This is a genomic window from Ruegeria sp. CDSC054, from assembly GCF_059610645.1.
This window is the reverse complement of record NZ_JBXWOA010000002.1, coordinates 172,708-191,257: the sequence shown is the minus strand read 5'-3', so window position 1 is coordinate 191,257 and position 18,550 is coordinate 172,708. Positions and strand designations below refer to the sequence as shown.

At 58.0% G+C, this 18,550-nt stretch carries 18 protein-coding genes; 11 read left to right on the top strand and 7 right to left on the bottom strand.

The window, feature by feature from the left end; genetic code table 11:
- The first annotated feature begins 179 nt into the window (after nt 1–179).
- Complete coding sequence (locus tag AC2FGC_RS04895; RefSeq protein WP_058275656.1) at nt 180–383, top strand: hypothetical protein; 204 nt, start codon at nt 180–182, stop codon at nt 381–383.
- Between the two features lie 117 nt (nt 384–500).
- A complete protein-coding gene (locus AC2FGC_RS04890; RefSeq protein ID WP_496781540.1) occupies nt 501–2,546 on the top strand; it encodes an ATP-binding protein in 2,046 nt (681 codons plus the stop codon).
- Between the two features lie 76 nt (nt 2,547–2,622).
- Here the strand turns inward: AC2FGC_RS04890 and AC2FGC_RS04885 are convergent, their stop codons facing one another.
- Complete coding sequence (locus AC2FGC_RS04885) at nt 2,623–3,069, bottom strand: DUF4174 domain-containing protein (protein ID WP_058275658.1); 447 nt, start codon at nt 3,067–3,069, stop codon at nt 2,623–2,625.
- Between the two features lie 168 nt (nt 3,070–3,237).
- Between AC2FGC_RS04885 and scpA the strand changes: the two genes are divergently transcribed.
- From scpA to AC2FGC_RS04855, 6 genes are all read left to right on the top strand, one after another.
- Nucleotides 3,238–5,364: a methylmalonyl-CoA mutase gene (gene scpA, locus AC2FGC_RS04880; protein WP_496781538.1), complete on the top strand. Its 2,127-nt coding sequence runs from the start codon at nt 3,238–3,240 to the stop codon at nt 5,362–5,364.
- A gap of 104 nt (nt 5,365–5,468) precedes the next feature.
- On the top strand, nt 5,469–6,071 hold the full coding sequence (locus tag AC2FGC_RS04875; protein WP_496724295.1) for a VOC family protein: 603 nt from the start codon (nt 5,469–5,471) through the stop codon (nt 6,069–6,071).
- A complete protein-coding gene (locus tag AC2FGC_RS04870; RefSeq protein ID WP_496724297.1) occupies nt 6,068–6,592 on the top strand; it encodes a GNAT family N-acetyltransferase in 525 nt (174 codons plus the stop codon). Before AC2FGC_RS04875 ends, AC2FGC_RS04870 begins: the two co-directional genes overlap by 4 nt.
- A gap of 9 nt (nt 6,593–6,601) precedes the next feature.
- On the top strand, nt 6,602–7,282 hold the full coding sequence (locus tag AC2FGC_RS04865; protein WP_058275662.1) for a molecular chaperone DjiA: 681 nt from the start codon (nt 6,602–6,604) through the stop codon (nt 7,280–7,282).
- A 3-nt stretch (nt 7,283–7,285) separates the two neighbouring features.
- On the top strand, nt 7,286–8,281 hold the full coding sequence (locus AC2FGC_RS04860) for an endonuclease/exonuclease/phosphatase family protein (protein ID WP_496777970.1): 996 nt from the start codon (nt 7,286–7,288) through the stop codon (nt 8,279–8,281).
- Nucleotides 8,282–8,318: 37 nt separating this feature from the next.
- The gene (locus tag AC2FGC_RS04855) at nt 8,319–8,693 is read left to right on the top strand and encodes a hypothetical protein (protein ID WP_496724303.1); all 375 of its coding nucleotides are present in this window, start codon (nt 8,319–8,321) and stop codon (nt 8,691–8,693) included.
- 3 nt (nt 8,694–8,696) lie between these two features.
- Here the strand turns inward: AC2FGC_RS04855 and AC2FGC_RS04850 are convergent, their stop codons facing one another.
- From AC2FGC_RS04850 to AC2FGC_RS04830, 5 genes are all read right to left on the bottom strand, one after another.
- A complete protein-coding gene (locus AC2FGC_RS04850; RefSeq protein ID WP_496781537.1) occupies nt 8,697–10,241 on the bottom strand; it encodes a Ppx/GppA family phosphatase in 1,545 nt (514 codons plus the stop codon).
- A 49-nt stretch (nt 10,242–10,290) separates the two neighbouring features.
- The gene (locus AC2FGC_RS04845; RefSeq protein ID WP_496724307.1) at nt 10,291–10,980 is read right to left on the bottom strand and encodes an HdaA/DnaA family protein; all 690 of its coding nucleotides are present in this window, start codon (nt 10,978–10,980) and stop codon (nt 10,291–10,293) included.
- Between the two features lies 1 nt (nt 10,981).
- Nucleotides 10,982–12,055 (bottom strand): AI-2E family transporter, encoded by a 1,074-nt coding sequence (locus AC2FGC_RS04840; protein WP_496724309.1) that lies wholly within the window; start codon nt 12,053–12,055, stop codon nt 10,982–10,984.
- 90 nt (nt 12,056–12,145) lie between these two features.
- Nucleotides 12,146–13,120, bottom strand: a complete 975-nt coding sequence (locus tag AC2FGC_RS04835; RefSeq protein ID WP_496724311.1) for an isopenicillin N synthase family dioxygenase — start codon at nt 13,118–13,120, stop codon at nt 12,146–12,148.
- Nucleotides 13,120–14,484 (bottom strand): FAD-dependent oxidoreductase, encoded by a 1,365-nt coding sequence (locus AC2FGC_RS04830; RefSeq protein WP_496724313.1) that lies wholly within the window; start codon nt 14,482–14,484, stop codon nt 13,120–13,122. The genes AC2FGC_RS04835 and AC2FGC_RS04830 overlap by 1 nt, the downstream gene beginning before the upstream one ends.
- A 167-nt stretch (nt 14,485–14,651) precedes the next feature.
- On the opposite strand from AC2FGC_RS04830, the gene proS reads away from it, so the two are divergent.
- Both proS and AC2FGC_RS04820 read left to right on the top strand, forming a co-directional pair.
- On the top strand, nt 14,652–15,992 hold the full coding sequence (gene proS, locus AC2FGC_RS04825) for a proline--tRNA ligase (RefSeq protein WP_496724315.1): 1,341 nt from the start codon (nt 14,652–14,654) through the stop codon (nt 15,990–15,992).
- Nucleotides 15,976–16,869: a glycosyltransferase family 2 protein gene (locus AC2FGC_RS04820; RefSeq protein ID WP_496724317.1), complete on the top strand. Its 894-nt coding sequence runs from the start codon at nt 15,976–15,978 to the stop codon at nt 16,867–16,869. Before proS ends, AC2FGC_RS04820 begins: the two co-directional genes overlap by 17 nt.
- Before the next feature lie 5 nt (nt 16,870–16,874).
- Here the strand turns inward: AC2FGC_RS04820 and AC2FGC_RS04815 are convergent, their stop codons facing one another.
- Nucleotides 16,875–17,225 carry a hypothetical protein gene (locus AC2FGC_RS04815; protein WP_496724319.1) on the bottom strand — a complete coding sequence of 117 codons (351 nt, stop codon included), beginning with the start codon at nt 17,223–17,225 and terminating at the stop codon, nt 16,875–16,877.
- A gap of 337 nt (nt 17,226–17,562) precedes the next feature.
- Between AC2FGC_RS04815 and AC2FGC_RS04810 the strand changes: the two genes are divergently transcribed.
- Nucleotides 17,563–18,549, top strand: coding sequence for a DUF6492 family protein (locus AC2FGC_RS04810; RefSeq protein WP_496724320.1), 987 nt, complete (start codon nt 17,563–17,565; stop codon nt 18,547–18,549).
- Nucleotide 18,550 lies beyond the last annotated feature (1 nt).

Genomic DNA, 18,550 nt, shown 5'->3' with positions numbered 1-18,550 from the left:
CGCGGGCAGGCTTGTGATGTTCACAAAGTCCTGCCCGCGTTTTTCCTTGCGCAATATACAGGCGTAAAGCGGCACAAATTTGCGCAAATCTCTGTTCAGGACTGCCTGTTATTGAATAACAAGGCCGAAACCGGACATCTGCCCCGGAACGCATCAAGAATCCAAAAGGGGCAGATATCATGCGAATCTCGAAACTCGTTCTTGCAATGGCGACCTGCGCAGGTCTTGCCGCCTGTGGCGACACGACGGGCGAACAAGCGCTGCTTGGCGGCGGCGCAGGCGCGGTCGGAGCAGCTGTTGTCAGCGCGGACCCATTGTTCGGTGCCGTTGTCGGCGCGGCAGGCAATGTCCTGTACTGCAAAACACAAAACAACTGTAGGTAATACCGGGTTTTCCGGGGCGCGCGTCGCCCCGACCGTCATCGCGCATCACGCCGCCGTGGGGAACGTTCCCTGCGGCGGCGTTTTGCGTTCTCAGAACATCAAGACAAAGGACGTTCCATGTTTAACAAGATCCTGATCGCCAACCGGGGCGAGATCGCCTGCCGGGTCATCAAGACAGCCCGCAAGATGGGTATCGGCACCGTTGCCATCTATTCGGATGCAGACAAGAACGCCTTGCATGTGTCGATGGCGGATGAATCGGTGCATATCGGCCCGCCGCCTGCGAACCAGTCCTATATCGTGATCGACAAGGTCATGGATGCCATTCGCCAGAGTGGGGCCCAGGCGGTGCATCCTGGTTATGGCTTCCTGTCGGAAAACTCGAAATTCGCCGAGGCGCTTGAGGCCGAAGGCGTTGCATTTGTTGGTCCACCGGTTCGGGCAATCGAAAGCATGGGCGACAAGATCACCTCGAAGAAGATCGCACAAGAAGCCGGTGTTTCCACCGTTCCCGGTTACATGGGGCTGATCGAAGACGCAGAAGAGGCCGTCAAGATTTCCAACGAAGTCGGCTATCCGGTCATGATCAAGGCCAGTGCCGGTGGCGGCGGAAAGGGCATGCGGATCGCGTGGAATGATGAAGAGGCACGCGAGGGCTTCCAGTCGTCCAAAAACGAGGCCGCGAATTCGTTTGGTGATGACCGGATCTTTATCGAAAAATTCGTGACCCAGCCGCGTCACATCGAGATTCAGGTTCTATGCGACAGCCACGGCAACGGGATTTATCTGGGCGAGCGTGAATGCTCGATCCAGCGTCGGAACCAGAAAGTGGTCGAAGAAGCACCGTCACCTTTCCTGGACGAAGCGACCCGTAAGGCGATGGGCGAACAGGCCGTGGCACTGGCCAATGCCGTGGACTATGCCAGCGCCGGTACGGTTGAATTCATCGTCGATGGCGAAAAGAACTTCTACTTTCTGGAAATGAACACTCGACTGCAGGTGGAACACCCGGTCACCGAACTGATCACTGGCGTCGATCTGGTCGAACAGATGATCCGAGTGGCGGCGGGTGAAAAGCTGTCGATCACACAGGACGACGTGACCCTAACCGGCTGGGCCATCGAAAACCGCCTGTATGCCGAGGATCCGTATCGCGGCTTCCTACCTTCGATTGGCCGTTTGACTCGCTATCGTCCGCCACAGGAAATCGCCTCTGGTCCTCTGCTGGTGAACGACAAATGGCAAGGCGAAGCGCCCGAAGGTGAGGCGGCCGTTCGTAACGATACCGGCGTCTATGAGGGTGGCGAGATCAGCATGTACTATGACCCAATGATCGCCAAGCTATGCACCTGGGCCCCGACCCGCGAGGCGGCGATTGAGGCGATGCGCGTAGCGCTGGACAGCTTTGAGGTCGAAGGCATCGGCCACAACCTGCCATTCCTGTCGGCTGTGATGGACCATCCGAAATTCGTCAGCGGGGACATGACCACGGCCTTTATCGCCGAGGAATATCCCGACGGTTTCGAAGGCGTTGAACTGTCCGAGGCCGACTTGCGCCGCATCGCGGCTTCCTGCGCAGCCATGCACCGCGTGGCCGAGATTCGCCGCACCCGCGTTTCTGGCCGGATGGACAATCATGAACGCAAGGTCGGCTCTGATTGGGTCGTCACACTGCAAGGGCAGGAATATGCGGTTGAGATTGATGCGGATCGCGATGGGTCAACCGTGACGTTGTCGGACGGCAATACCGTACGGGTCACTTCGGACTGGACGCCGGGCGATCATTTGGCGGTGCTAGACGTCGATGGCAGTCCGCTGGTTTTGAAGGTCGGAAAAATCTCGGGCGGGTTCCGTATTCGTAACCGGGGTGCAGACCTCAAAGTCCATGTCCGCACGACGCGTCAGGCCGAACTGGCCCGTATGATGCCCGAAAAGCTGCCGCCGGATACTTCGAAAATGCTGCTGTGCCCGATGCCCGGCCTGATCGTGAAGATCGATGTCGAAGTGGGGCAGGAAGTACAGGAAGGTCAGGCGCTGTGCACTGTTGAGGCGATGAAGATGGAAAACATCCTGCGCGCCGAGAAGAAAGGTGTCGTGTCCAAAGTCAACGCAGGCCCCGGCGACAACCTCGCCGTGGACGACGTGATCATCGAGTTCGAGTGATCATGATCGCGTTTTCACCATATCTCCATGGTTTCCCGGCGGTTCGCGCCGGGAGCTTTGGACGTGGCGAAAGCGCTCAGCCGCCCTCGCGTCGTTCGCGGATTTCGCGTTCGCGCAGGGGCGTTTTATCGATGGAACGGCCGATTTCACGTGTGCTCCACGGCGAAGGTTTGCGCAGTTTGACCACGCCGTCCTTGTCGACGAACACCATCTGGAAGCCGCGCGGGCGCAATTGTGACCGGATCGGAGATCGGGCGGACGGATCGGTATCGGTCAGCACGACTACATCCCGGTCGCGCATGGCCTCTTCGCCTTCCAAAAGCATGTCGATTTGCTGCCGGAAACGCGGATCGGCAGGCGTATCAGCAAAGACGACGATGGGCCGGTTGACCCATAAGTATTCGCTCAGCTCGCTATCACCAGCGGGGCGGACAAAATCTTCATCGGCGGGCGCAGACCCATCTGCCGCCATGGCGACCAGCGGGAATAGTGCCGAGAAAACAAGGGCAAGCGTTCGTGTCATAGGGCCTCCTGTTCGTTTGAATATAGCCTCTGCGCCGGTGAATGCGACTGGCGAAATGCACGCAGGCTTCAAAATAACGCGTTTACACCTGCCGCGACGCGCGGCACCGAACGTTAAAACGCGCAGGCAATGCCTGTTCGCGACCCGAATTGAGAAAAGGAATACGCAATGACTGATACGAAAGACTGGCAGGCGCTGGCCGAGAAAGAGCTGCGCGGACGCCCGTTGGACGACCTGACCAAAGAGACTTTGGAAGGTATTGACGTCAAACCTCTTTACACGCAGGAAGACACCGCTGAGCTGCCGCATATGGGATCGTTGCCGGGGTTCGGGCCGTTCACGCGCGGTGTGAAGGCGACCATGTATGCGGGCCGCCCTTGGACGATCCGCCAATATGCGGGTTTCTCGACCGCCGAAGAATCGAACGCGTTCTATCGCCGCAATCTGGCCGCCGGTCAGCAGGGTGTGTCGGTTGCCTTCGATTTGGCGACACACCGCGGCTATGACAGTGACCACCCGCGCGTGGTTGGTGACGTGGGCAAGGCCGGTGTGGCCATCGACAGTGTTGAGGACATGAAGATCCTGTTTGACGGCATTCCGTTGGACAAGGTCTCGGTCTCGATGACGATGAACGGCGCTGTGATCCCTATTCTGGCAAGCTTCATCGTTGCGGGTGAAGAGCAGGGGCACGACAAATCTGTTCTGTCCGGCACCATTCAGAACGACATTCTGAAAGAGTTCATGGTGCGCAACACCTATATCTACCCGCCAGAACCCTCCATGAAGATCATCTCGGACATCATTGAATTCACATCGAATGAGATGCCGAAATTCAATTCGATCTCGATCTCTGGCTACCACATGCAAGAGGCCGGGGCGAACCTTGTGCAAGAGCTGGCCTATACGCTGGCTGATGGTCGTGAGTATGTGCGGGCTGCAACTCAGGCCGGAATGGACGTGGACAAGTTTGCTGGGCGTCTGTCGTTCTTCTTTGCCATCGGCATGAACTTCTTCATGGAGATCGCCAAACTGCGCGCCGCGCGTACGCTGTGGCACCGGGTGATGACGGATTTTGGCGCGAAATCCGAACGCTCCAAAATGCTACGAACTCATTGCCAGACTTCGGGCGTGTCGCTGCAGGAACAGGACCCGTATAACAACGTGATCCGCACCGCCTATGAGGCGATGAGCGCGGTTCTAGGCGGTACCCAGTCTCTGCACTCAAACGCGCTGGACGAGGCGATTGCGCTGCCCACTGATTTCTCGGCCCGTATCGCGCGGAACACGCAGCTGGTTCTGCAAGAGGAAACCGGTGTGACCGATGTGGTCGATCCGCTGGCCGGTTCGTATTACATCGAAAGCCTGACCAACGAGTTGATCGAAAAAGCCTGGGCCTTGATGGAAGAGGTCGAGGAAATGGGCGGCATGACCAAGGCCGTTGCCAGCGGTATGCCCAAGCTGCGGATCGAGGAAAGCGCCGCCCGCCGTCAGGCCATGATTGACCGGGGTGACGAGGTGATCGTCGGCGTCAACAAGTACCGCAAGGAACAGGAAGACCCGATCGACATTCTGGACGTCGACAATGTGGCCGTGCGCGAAGCTCAGGTCGCGCGATTGGAACGTATCCGTGCAACCCGTGACGAAGCCGCCTGTCAAACGGCACTGGATGCTCTGACCAAGACCGCCCGCGAGGGTGGAAACCTGCTGGCTGCTGCCGTTGAGGCCGCCCGCGCCCGTGCATCCGTAGGAGAGATCAGCATGGCAATGGAGAAAGAATTCGGTCGCCACCGCGCCGAAGTGAAAACGCTGGCCGGTGTCTATGGCGCGGCCTACGAAGGCGATGAAGGCTTTGCAGCGATCCAGAAATCCATCGAAGAATTTGCCGAGGCCGAAGGCCGCCGTCCACGCCTGCTTGTGGTCAAGATGGGGCAGGACGGGCATGACCGCGGTGCCAAGGTGATCGCAACGGCCTTTGCAGATATCGGCTTTGATGTGGACGTTGGCCCGCTGTTCCAGACGCCCGCCGAGGCTGCCCAGGATGCAGTGGACAACGACGTGCATGTCATCGGTATCTCGTCGCAGGCAGCGGGTCATAAAACATTGGCACCGCAACTGGTCGAAGAGCTGAAGAAAGCCGGTGCCGAGGATATTCTTGTTATCTGCGGCGGGGTGATCCCGCAGCAGGATTATCAATTCCTCTATGATCACGGCGTCAAAGCGATCTTTGGCCCGGGCACCAATATCCCAGAAGCCGCTCAGGACATCCTGCGCCTGATCGGTGAAGCGAAAGGCTGAGGCTTTCAAAGATTTTCGTCGAAAAATCTTGTGATCCACCGCCTTTAGGGAAAACATGCGACCAGATCCGAAAGGGTCTGGTCGTTTTTCATAGGAGGCACCGCGTGTTACTGGATCATCTGGCCGTTGCGGGTGAAACGCTCGAAGAAGCGTCTGCCCATGTCGAACAGGCATTGGGAGTACCGCTGCAGGACGGCGGCAAGCATGAAAGATTCGGCACATATAACCGCTTGTTGGGGTTGCGAGACGGCTTGTATCTTGAGGCCATCGCGATTGACCCACAGGCACCGAATCCGCAAAGAACCAGATGGTTCGATCTGGACCGGTTCAAGGGCGCGCCGCGCCTTACCAACTGGATATGCCGGGTCCCGGACATTTCAGCCTCGTTGACCGTGTTTCCGGATGGGGTGGGCCACCCGATCGACCTGGCCCGCGGGGCGTTACGCTGGCAAATGGCGGTTCCGCCAAACGGGCGTCTGCCCTTCGACAATCTGTTCCCGGCGCTTATTCAGTGGCACGGAGATTTGCATCCGGCAAATATGCTGCAGGATAGCGGCTGCCGTTTGCGTCGATTGGTGGTTTTTCACCCGGACGCGCTGGAGCTAGCCAAGCTGCTAGGCAAAATGGACGCTGTGGTATTCGACACAGGCCCGGCCGCATTGCAGGCAGAGTTCGAAACACCGCATGGGAAACGCGTTTTGGAATGAAAATCAGACAAGCCAAAGCTGCGGATGCCAAAGAGATAGCTGCGATCACCAATACAATCATCCGCGACACGTTGGTAACCTTCACAACCGACGAACGCAGCGTGGACAGCATTGCACGTGACATCGAAGCGCGTGGTCCGGCCTATCTTGTGGCGGAACAGGACGATCAGATTCTTGGGTTTGCCACCTATGGTCCGTTTCGATCCGGTCCGGGATACGCGCAGTGCCGCGAGCTGACCATCCAACTGGCCATTGACGCGCGCGGACAAGGTACGGGGGGCGCTTTGATGCGGGCGCTTGAGGCCGCCGCCCGGGCAGAGGGAACTTATGCGCTGGTGGCGGGGATTTCTTCGGCAAATCCGGGGGCAGTTTCTTTTCACGCGGCTGTGGGCTTTGTCGAAGTCGGACGCATGCCCGAGGTTGGGTTCAAGTGGGGGAAACGTCTGGACCTTGTGCTGATGCAGAAAATTCTTGCCACAGACGGTTTGGTTGCACCTGACAGTCCCGATTTGGGACGCTAGGGTGCGCTCATGTCGATCTGGATCCGTATATCCGATGCGCTAAGCGCGCTTGCCCAGGGTGAAAGCCTTACCGCAGTCTTTGAAAAGCTGCGCTCGCCACCTGAACGGTCGGTGGCCTTCACCATCGCCGTGATCGCACTGGGCGCGAAAATGGCCAAGGCTGACGGGCAAGTGACGCGAGATGAGGTCACCGCTTTCCGCGACGTATTCCAGATCGCGCGTGATGACGAGGAAGGCGCGGCGCGTGTGTTCAACATGGCCCGCACGGATGTTGCGGGATATCAGGACTATGCCCGCAAGATCGCGCGCATGTTTTCCGAAGACAGCACCACGCTGTGCGACCTGATGGAAGGGTTGTTCCACATCGCCATGGCGGACGGGTTCTATCACCCCAACGAAAACGAGTTTCTGGAAGAGGTCAGCCATATTTTCGGCCAGACCGATGCGCAGTTCATGGCCTTGCGTGCCCGTTTTGTACCTGATGCGCCCAACGATCCTTACACGGTTCTTGGGGTGCCTCGCGACATGCCGCTGCCCGATATTCGCAAGGTGTGGCGGCAACTTGTGCGCGAAACACATCCCGATGCGATGTTGGCACGTGGTGTCCCAGAAGAGGCCGTACGTTTGGCTGAAAAGAAGATGATCGACATCAACCGTGCCTGGGACGAAATCAACGGCGCGCAGGCCTGAGGCATGCGCCTCGCGACTTATAACATCGAGTGGTTCGCCAATCTGTTTGATCGTCATGACGAACTGATCGCCGATGACAGTTGGTCAGGTCGCCATGATGTCACCAAAGCGCAGCAGATCGAGGCTATCGCCAAGGTTCTGACGGCGATCGATGCGGATGCTGTGCTGGTTGTCGAAGCGCCAAACACAGGGAAATCTCAGAACACGGTCCGTGCGCTGCAGAACTTTGCCGAGGCATTCGATCTGCGCACTAGCGAAGCCGTGATGGGGTTTGCCAACGATACGCATCAGGAACTGGCCTTGCTGTACGACCCGCACTCTTTGACGGTGCGACATGATCCAAAGGACGGAGGCCAACGGGCCCCGCGTTTCGATCAGGTGTTTCACATCGACCTCGACATCGACGCAACCGAGGATCAGGTGCAGTTTTCCAAGCCGCCGATGGAATTGGCAGTTGAAACCAAGGCAGGCGAACGGTTCCGTCTTATTGGCGCGCATCTGAAGTCAAAGGCGCCTCATGGGGCGGAAACCCGCGATGCGGCGATCCGCATCTCGATCGCCAATCGTCGGAAACAGCTGGCTCAGGCGATCTGGCTGAGCAGGCGGATCAAGGCGCATCTGGCGGCTGATGAACAGTTGATCTTAATGGGCGATCTGAACGATGGTCCGGGGCTGGACGAATTCGAAAACTTGTTTGGTCGCTCATCGGTTGAAATCCTGCTGCAATCGGGGTTGTTCGACCCCCACGCGGATACGGCCTTTGGGTCAGAACCGGGTGAACGCCCGTCGACCGCGCGCTTTTATCGGCCCCAAGATCGCGGGTATCTTGAGGCGTTGCTGGACTATATTATGATCAGCGATGGGTTAAAGGATCGTCGCCCGGACTGGCGCATATGGCATCCGTTTCGCGATCCGGCTTGCCGTGATGCGCAGGATCTACATGCAGCGTTGCTAACCGCGTCTGACCATTTCCCTGTCACTCTGGATATCGAGCTGTGATCTTTCAACCGCGTTTCAGTTGCCCTATATTTTCGATATGAAACGTTTCATTCCAATCTGCGCGTTGACCGTCACTATGGCCCTTCCGGCTTTTGCCGAGGAAGAGGGGAACAAATCCCTGATAGAGCAGGGGGCAGAGCTGTTCTTTGAAGGCTTGCGCCAGGAGATGGAGCCTGCATTGGATGAACTGCTGGGCCTGGCCGAACAGTTTGGCCCTGCAATGCAGTCATTTATTGCGGAAATGGGGCCCGCCTTGGCCGAGATGGCAGATGAGATTGAGGATTGGAGCGCCTATGAAGCACCCGAGATCCTGCCTAACGGCGATATAATTATCCGCAAAAAGCCGCCGCAGGACCCAGAGATACAGCCAGAGATCCCTGAAGGCCCGCCCGAGGGCGAAACCGAGATTTGATATCTAGCCCAGGATGATGACGCGAGTCTCGGATTTCAAAGCGTTGCCGAGTGACTTTAGCCGTGCCTCGGCCACTTCGTTGAACAGGGGGCGTGCTGCAGTTGGCAAGAACAGGTCCAGTTGTTGCTTCTTGGGGTAAAATTTCAAAGTCGCCATCGGCGCATCGTTCTGCATCCACAGCATAGCACCAAACCGCATGGCCTTTCCCAAAATCTCGGCCTGTTTCTGGTCTTTCTCGTCTAGGAGTTCGTACAGTGCGGTGAACCGGTTGCCCTCGCGTTTGTTGCGATACCGGTGTTGCAGGGCCAGCCCGATATAAACTCGCTCCGAGTGCTTCAAGCCGCCCAGATTGGCACGTGTGACGTAGTCGAAACAGACCTCGGCGCGATAGTCAGGATGTGCGCGCCAGCTGACGTCGTGCAACAGACAGGCCGCCTTTATCAGGCGGATGCGCGCGGGTGGGGCTGATTTGAACAGCGGCATCACGAAATCGAGCAGATGTTTTCCGAAACCGGGCAGGCGGGCGTCCTTGGCTTCGGAAAAACGGCTCGCCTCGATCAACGGATCGCGGTCTCGGAGGTTTTGTGGCATCTGCTCGTAAAGCAGACCCTCGCGGATACCATAGCTGGAAATGGCGATATCCTTGGGTTTGAACGTGCGGATCAAGCGTGCCAGCACATCCATCGCATAGGGGATCAGTGCCATCCGTGATCCCGACACACCGGCTTTGCTGCGCAGCTTTTCCGGGTCACCTTTTTCGATGAATTTAATGGTCTCGCGCACCTGCTTGGTGGTCATGCGATATTCATGCAGCACGTTCAGGGGATAACCCCGACGCAGCATGTCCAGACGCGCAAATGCTCGCCAGCTTCCGCCCACTAGGAACAGGCGATCTCGTTGCGGCCCCATCTGGTCGCGCAGATCCTCCATCGTGACCTTGATGTGTGCCTTGCGCGCACGCCGCCCACCTTTGATGTCCCGCAGTTTCAGCGGCCCCAGCGCCGAGGTCAGGCGCCGACCGACACCGCCGTCTCCGATCTCGGCCAATTCCATTGAGGACCCGCCAATATCGCAAATCAGCCCATACGCACCTGGCCATCCCAGCAGGACACCCTGCGCGGACAGGCGTGCCTCTTCATCGCCGTTGATGACCGATACGGTCAGGCCGGTTTCGGCTTTGACTTCGGCACAAAACTCGGGGCCGTCTTCGGCCTCACGCACGGCTGCGGTGGCGACGACATGCAGGCCGGGCAGGCCAAGGTCATCGGAGAGTTGGGCAAACCGGCCCAAAGCGGCCAAGGCGCGTTTGCGACCCGTTGGGTTAAGCCGCCCCGTGTCTGAAAGGCCCGCGCCGAGCTCGCACATCACTTTTTCATTGTAGAAATAAGCCGGTGAGCGCGCGGCACCGTCAAAGATCACCATCCGGACAGAGTTTGATCCGACGTCAACCACGCCCACGCGTGACAGAGCTCGGGCTTGGGGGCCATCAAAGAGGGGCTTTCCGAACGGACCCCAGTCAGGGATTTCGGTAACGACAGTTTGATCCATGTCTCTTCCAGATATTCCGCGTGCAGAATGCGAGATGACCCGGCGTGGGTCAATTCCCAGATTGGATATCATCCAAATCTGCGCTCAAAACACGCACCGCCAAGGCGCGGGTAATGTCGCGCTTTTCCGATAGGGCAAGCTGGTCCAGTTGCGCCACCACACTGGCGGCAGTTTCAAAGCGCCGGTCCATATGTTTGACCAGATAGGCGATGACTTCGGGGCTGGGGTTCAACTGCCGATCCACGAACAGCTTGGCCAGTACCGCGCCCAGCAATGCGTCATCCGGCGGGTCAAGCGCTACGTGATGCGCGCCCTCGATTCGGCTTTGGAGATCGGGCAGCGGAAGTTGCCAGAAATTAGGGGCCAGCCGTCCAGTCATGAGAAGGGCGTTGCCTTCGGCCAACACAAGATTGTGCAGGTGAAACAGCGTTTTTTGTTGTTCTAAGTCGTCCGCGATCGTCGGGGCGTCTTCGACCGCGACAGCTGCGCGTGCCAGATCCGGCACATCCTCGTGACGCACATCCGCGGCCTGAATGATCCGACCACCGGTTTCCGCCGCCCAGACATGTGCCAGATGGGTTTTGCCTGCACCCGCAGGGCCGCTCAGGACCAGTTTGTTGCCCGGCCAGGACGTGGCCGAGATCATTGCAACCGCAAGTGCATTCGCGGGAGAGACGAAAAAATCCTCACGCCCCAGCGCGGTTTTGGCCGGAAGATCAAAGCTTAGCTGAAGGGCCATCTTAGAGGTCTTCCTGATCCGCGCTTTCGAGGCCGGTATATAGACGGCTGCCCAGATAGACCGATGTTGCGTACCGCGCCAGCACGCCCAGTGCGGCAGCAACAGGCACAGCGATCAGCATTCCGACAAAGCCGAACAAGGCGCCGAATACTGACAGCGCCAGCAGCAACCATACTGGGTGCAAACCCACTGAGCTACCTACCAGCTTTGGCGTCAGGAAATTGCCTTCGGTTACCTGACCCAGCGCAAAGATCCCGGCAACCAGACCGATCTGCGCCCAATCCCCCCAGAACTGGAACAGCGCCAAACCAATTGCCAGCGTGCCGCCGATCAGGGCGCCGAGGTAGGGAATAAACGTGACCAGACCCGCAATGAAACCGACGATCAGCCCGAACTGCAGGCCGACCGCCATCAGCGCCACGGCGTAATATGTGCCAAGGATCAGGCAGACCGTGCCCATGCCGCGAACGAATGAGGCCAGAACCGCGTCAATTTCACCGGCCAGGCGTTTGATCGTGGGGGCGTGATCGCGAGGCAGCAGATCCCCGATCCGGGCGATCATGCGATCCCAGTCCAGCAGCATGTAGACAGCCACAACCGGAACAATAACCAACAGAACCACGACGTTTATCGCCGAACCCAATGAGGCAGCGACGGATTGCAAGACATCGCCTGTTTTGGATTTCAGCGTTTCACCCAGTGAGACGAGGAATTGGTGCGAATTGGATTCGCGGTCAAGAAGCGACGGGAACTGTTGTTCGATAAAGCTGCGCAGTTGTTGGAACAGGCTTGGCATAACTTCGACCAGTTCGATCAACTGGGTAATCAGCGCGGGAACAACCATCAGGATCGCCAGAGCAAAGCCCAGAATGCCGACAACTGTGATGATCGCCGTGGCCGCCATGCGCGACAGGCCCAGATTTTCCAAACGATCTGCGAGCGGATCAAGGAAATAGGCGATCGCACCGCCAATTACAAACGGTAGTAAAACGTCGCCAAGCGCCCATAGGCAAAGCACAAAAATGACAGCCGCGACGCCCCAGTATCTGAGTTGATCCTTTACCGGCAAGGCCATGCTCGTCCCCTTGTTCTTGGCTCTTACTGGTGTTCTTGGCGTAAGCGGCCACGTGATGCAAGCGGTTCATGCCATGGAAATTTCCAAGGATTATGAGCTGAGCGTCCCAAGCTCGGGTGTATCGACGGTGGCATTTTCATCGGGCCAGTTGGTGCGCCAGATTTCGGCGGACCAATGTCCGCAATGAACAGATGGTCGATCAAAGCCGGGCAGGGGCGGCAGTAGCGGTTCAACGATCACGTCATGACGCGGAACTGCGAAATATGGGAAGGAATAGCGTTCTTTGCCAGATTTATTGACCACCCGATGCGGAGTGGATTTAAGCTGTCCGCCGGACCAAAGCTCAAGCATGTCGCCGATATTCACGATAAACCCGCCGGGTGGGCAATCCGGGGTGATCCATCCGCCACCGCGGGTCTGCACTTCTAGCCCGCCAACGGGGTCGGGGGCGATAATCGTCAGGGCATCCGTGTCCTTGTGGGGATGAATGCCAAAGCCTTCCTCATCCGCTGCCTGCGGCGGATAGTGCAACAGCGTCATGTTTGTCATGGGGGTGGCAAAGGCCGCTTTCAGGACGTTGGGCTTCAGACTCAGCCCAATTTCAAGCGCGCCCAGCAGCAGTTCGGCCACGTGGTCCAGTTGCGACCAATACTCCAATATCACTTCGCGCGCGCCCTGTACTTCAGTTGGCCAGAGGTTCGGGCCATAAAGTGCACAGTCATCGCGAACCGGGTCGTCCTCGGAAACTTCGAAATGCAGCTTGTAACCTTCGTATTTGTCCGCTTTGCCCGAGCCATCATTGGGCGTGAAGAAACCCATGGGGATATATCCGCGATAGTTGTCGCGGGTGATCGCCTGATCCCACTTGCTCTGTTCATCGATGTCAAAGATCGCGCGCGTCTTGGCGCGGACCTGATTAACGGTGTCAGGTGAAACCCCAGTGCCTGTGATGGAGAGAAAGCCGATGTCGGTGCAGGCGTCCAATATCCGCTGAACGGTTGCGTCATGGTCCGGATGGGCCGTGTCTTTCAGTGGAGAGATGTCGATCGTCGGGATTGATTGCATCAGTGAATCCTCACGCCTTGCCGGTCCAGTTCCGCGTGAACAGGGGCAAGGTTCATCGCGTGTAGGTCCTGGTTGCCTTTCAGCGACAGGGCCGCGGCAATTCCTGCACCCTGTCCCATGACCGCGCAACAGGCCATGTTGCGCGTTGCGGCGTGGGCCACCTTGTCCGCACCGTGCGAACGGCCCGCGACCAGCAAGCCTTTGATGCCCTTTGGTAGCATCGAGCGATAGGGCACCTGCATATACCGCCCCGTGGTCGGCAGGATCAGTATGCCATAGCCATCGATGAATTCGGGGTAGATGCCGATCGTATCTTCGAACCGGCCCTGATGGCGGGCATCATCTTCGGTCATGTTATAGGCTGCGTCGATCTTGCGTGTGTCACGGATGCCGATGGTCATACCGAAATTTCGCAACCGAGCATTCTCACAACCTGGCATGAACCGGCGCAGCGCTTCGATGGCCAGCATGGATTGGCGGCGGCCTTCAATCTCGCCCTTCGTCAGACTGTCGGGGTCGGTCCCGTCGATTTCGCCCAGATGGATGAGGTTCATGTAAGTGAGCTCGCCCGTGTCGTGCATTGCGCCCCATGTGCCCGCGATGGTGTTCAGATGCGGCGGGATCAGGCCCTGATCGATGGCCTGCTGGAACGGCTTGTGCACGAAGGGAGAGAACATGTCGTCTTCTTTGCCCGAAGTTTCGATGTTCCACTCGCCGCCGCCGCCCCAATCCTTGTAGGTCTGCGGATCGGCTTTGACACCTTCCATGAACGCGCGCTTGTCGACACCGGCCAGATGGAACATGACCGAGGCGGCCATCATGTCTTCGCGGGCGGTTTTGTGGGTTGGCGCGCCTGCGCGGTGGGCTACATCGGCGTCGCCGGTGGCGTCGATCACAACCTTGGCCAGAATCGCTTCGCGCCCAGCTTTGGATTCAGTGATGATGCCGGTGATCCGGTCACCTTCCATGATCGGAGCGACGAATTGCCGGTGCAGCATTGGATGAACGCCTGCCTCTTCAACCAGCTTGTCGGCCACTAGCTTAAAACCCTCGCTGTCCAATTCATAGCTCAGCGACTGGCTTTCGGGCACCGCGGCGCCCATGTCCTTAGCACGGGTCTCGAACTCCATGCCGATGCCACCAGCCTCGACCGTCTGTTCGTGGCGGTACCAGGCAAAGCCCTCAACACCCACGGCGGTGATATTGCCACCCATACAGCCAAAGCGGTCGACCAACGAAACCTCAACACCGGCGCGCGCCGCAGCCAGCGCGGCGGCCAGTCCGGCTGGGCCTGATCCAACAATAAGAACGTCCGTTTGGTGTACCACGGGAATCTTACGAGCGGGTTCCTGAATGGTCTGCATGGGTGCCCCTTGGAATTACATTTCCGTCACAATCGAAGTCTCTGACTGGCGGGTCAATCAAAAAACCGACTGACCCGAGGTCGCAAAATAACCAATGCATGATTGCCCCCGGCGGGGCTTTGGCATAAGCAACTTTGAAGTCCAAATTCACCTTCAAAGGTTCACCAATGCGCCTCAGCCGTTACTTTCTGCCCGTTCTCAAGGAAAACCCCTCCGAGGCCCAGATCGTCAGCCACCGGCTGATGCTGCGCGCCGGGATGATCAAGCAAGCTTCAGCCGGAATTTACTCCTGGCTGCCGCTGGGTTTCAAAGTGCTGCGCAAGCTGGAAAATATCATCCACGAAGAGCAGGCGCGCGCTGGCCATATCGCGATCCAGATGCCCATCATCCAATCGGCTGACCTGTGGCGCGAATCCGGGCGGTATGATGACTACGGTCAGGAAATGCTGCGCATGAAGGACCGGCATGACCGAGATATGCTGTTCACCCCAACAGCCGAGGAACTGGTCACCGACATCTTCCGCGGTCATGTGAGCAGCTACAAAGACCTGCCGCTGACTTTGTACCAAATCCAATGGAAGTTCCGCGATGAGATCCGCCCCCGTTTTGGTGTGATGCGCGGACGCGAATTCTACATGAAGGACGGCTACAATTTCGACCTGACCAAAGAGGATTCGCTGCACTCCTACAATCGCCATCTGGTCACCTATCTGCGCACCTATGAGCGCATGGGCCTGCAAGCCATCCCGATGCGCGCCGATTCCGGCCCCATCGGTGGCGACAACACGCACGAGTTCCTCGTTCTGGCTGATACCGGTGAATCTGAGGTGTTCTATGACAGCGCAGTCACCGACCTGACCTTTGGTGACCGTCAGATCGACTACGACAGCCCCGAGCAGTGCCAGGCCATTCTTGAGGAGTTCACCTCGAAATACGCCCGCACCGATGAGACCCATGACGAGGCGCTGTTCAATCAGGTCCCCGAGGAGCGTCGCCGCGTGGCGCGTGGGATCGAGGTTGGCCAGATCTTCTACTTCGGCACCAAGTATTCCGAAGCCATGGGTGCAACTGTTCAAGGCCCCGACGGAAAGCCGGTTCCGGTTCACATGGGCAGCCACGGTATCGGCGTCAGCCGCCTGATCGGCGCGATCATCGAAGCCAGCCATGACGACAAGGGCATCATCTGGCCCGAAGGCGTGACGCCGTTCCATTGCGGTATCGTCAACCTGAAACAGGGTGATGACGAGGCCGACGCCGCCTGTAACAAGATTTACGGCGCGCTGACTGCGCTGGGCCTCGACCCATTGTATGATGACCGTAAGGAACGGGCAGGGGGCAAGTTCGCCACCATGGACCTGATCGGTCTGCCGTGGCGTATCACCGTTGGCCCGCGCGGTCTAAAAAACGGTGTGGTTGAACTGACCTGCCGCCGCACAGGCGAAAGCGAGGAGTTGCCGCCCGAGGCCGCCGTTACCAAGATCGCCGAGATCTATGAGCGCATCGCCTGATACCTCTGACGCGCCGCTGATCTCGGTCATCACCGCGACTTATGACCTGCTGTCGCAAGGGCGGAAGGACAGTTTTCGCGAGGTGATCGAGTGCATGGCCCGTCAGAATTGCGACAGGGCTGAGCACGTCATTCAGGATGGGGCATCGAGTGATGGCACAGTCGAGTTTCTACAGGACCTGACTGCGGACGCACCGCGCACCCGGCTGTTCAGCGAACCGGATACCGGTTTGTATGACGCGATGAACAAGGGCGCGCAGGCAGCGCGTGGAAAATATCTGTTGTTCCTGAACTCGGATGACTCGCTGGCGTCCGACGATATTTTGGACGTCGTCGCTGATCGGCTTGAGGCGACACAGCCGGATTTTCTGTTCGGCTCGACCCTGCGCCGGTTCGAGGATGGATCAGAAAGCCGAGAGAAACGGATGTCGCTGACAGCGATTCTGCAGCGGATGCCGTTCTGCCATAACTCGGTGTTGCTGAAGCGGGATGTGTTTTTGGCGCTGGGCGGGCATGACACTCAATTTAGTGTCGCGGCCGATTACGATCTGATGCTGCGCCTTTTGACCGAAGGGTATCAGGGCGAGCGCATTGACGACCCGATATCTATGTTCTGGGGCAGGGGTGCTACGAGCGACGATGTCGCAACAGCGGAAGACTACGCCCGTGTCTGGATGAATTACTACGGCGGTTACAGGTCGACCGATAGTCTGACACAATCCGATTTCGTTCGGTATTACCAACGTGGTCACATGCCCGCGGCACTGATCCTTGAGCGAATGTTAAAGCCCGGCACGTCGGATGCCATCAAAGCCGCCGCGCGCCACAGTCTGTGGAAGACCACACGCCGATCCGTTCAGTTCTGGCGCAGCTTTTAGGCGCGTCAGACCGTCGGTCGGGCAGTCAGAACATCTCCGTTGGCCTCATGGCCCCGTGCCACGACGATCGGACGGCCCAGCTGTCGCACCAGATCCCTGAATTCAAGGCCCAGGAAACGCAGACCGCAAACCCGGTCTCCGGTGGTTTGATCGGTGATGCACATCCGTCCATCCCGGAACGCCAGACAATATCCCTTGTCGTTCAGGATGTCGGTCAGACCAGCCCAGCTTGCCGCGCTGGCAAAGACCGGAAGGATGGTTGCGCGCAGAAGAACTGCGGATTCACAATCCAGTTCTGTTGATGTTTGTCGGACCGAAAATGCGTCCGGTTGTTCAGTTTCAATTCGAATACTCATGAGCGACCCCCGCTCTGTAAAATGAATTCCCCCATAGTCAGGGTGACAAAGTTTCCAAAAATAAGCAAAACGCGAAATAAAATTGCGCTAAAAATGTTGCATTTTGAGGTCAGTTTGCCTCGCCATGCTCACATTAACTTCATACCTGAAACAATACCGGGCTGTCTGTGAAGAGCGTCACAACCGGCGGTATATTTTAATGGCGGATGATCTCCTTAAGTTCGAGTGTCCGTTTGACCGGTGGGGTTGCTGATTCGCAATTTCGGGGCTTTGAGAGCGAATTTGACCGCGCCGAAATTGCTGATAAACCGGGCAAAACGATGAAAGGGCCCGCGCTGTGCTGAGTTTCGCGACCGTCGTGTATTCCAAGGACTTCCCCCTGCTGGAACTTCAGGCGCTGTCTTTTGCCCGTTTTGTCGATCCGGACATAGTTTCGTCGATTCACGTGATCATGAATGACTGCGATGAAGATACGCTCAGGGCAAAAATTGAACCCCTATTGGCTTCATACGGCCCACTGCGATCCAAGGTTCAGGTCCTGGGCGGCGATGACCTGTTGTTGCAGTCCGGCCAGTACGCGCGGCGATCCTTGTCGGATCGGATCCTGATCGAAAACCGGTTTCGTATTCCAGGCATTCGCAGGCAGGGGTGGCGCGGGTCCAACGGGTATCGCAGTCAGCAAGTTCTGAAGCTGGGTGCCGCGCGCGTTGCGGCGTCCGAGAACATGGTTATCCTTGACACCAAGAACGTCTTTCTGCGCAGCTTTGACCCGACTGAGTTCTTTGCTGACAATGGTGCGGCGCGTATCGCTTTCATCGACGTCCAAAGCGATTACCACCGCAATTGGCTGGTCGAGAGTCTTGATGCGCTGGGCGCGTCAGGTACCGACCTTAAAGGGTTAAGGACCACGACATTTGCGACCCCTTTCGCGATGCGCCGATCCTTGGCCTTGGCGCTGTTGGACGAGATCAATGATCGCTACGGTTCGGTTCAGGCGCTGTTCGGATCGCGCAGGCGACCGTCCGAGTTCATGTTGCTGAATGCGTTCTGCCTCAAATCGCCGGATGGCTATGCACAGTGGTTCGAGGACCACGCGCAATGCAATATCGGGCTCTGGCCGACCTATTCGCCCGAGGAAATGGCATCGCAGTTGGCGATGCTGGATGATCCCGCTGCATTGACGTTGGGTCTGCATAACCGCGCCTTGTCGCTGTTGCCCGGCGATCTGCGGGATCGTGTGTTTTCCGAGTTGGAAGACAGGGGTATTTGTACCCGACCGCGCGCCGAAGAGGTGCTAAACCGCGCGGCAACGCTGACCGGCTGAC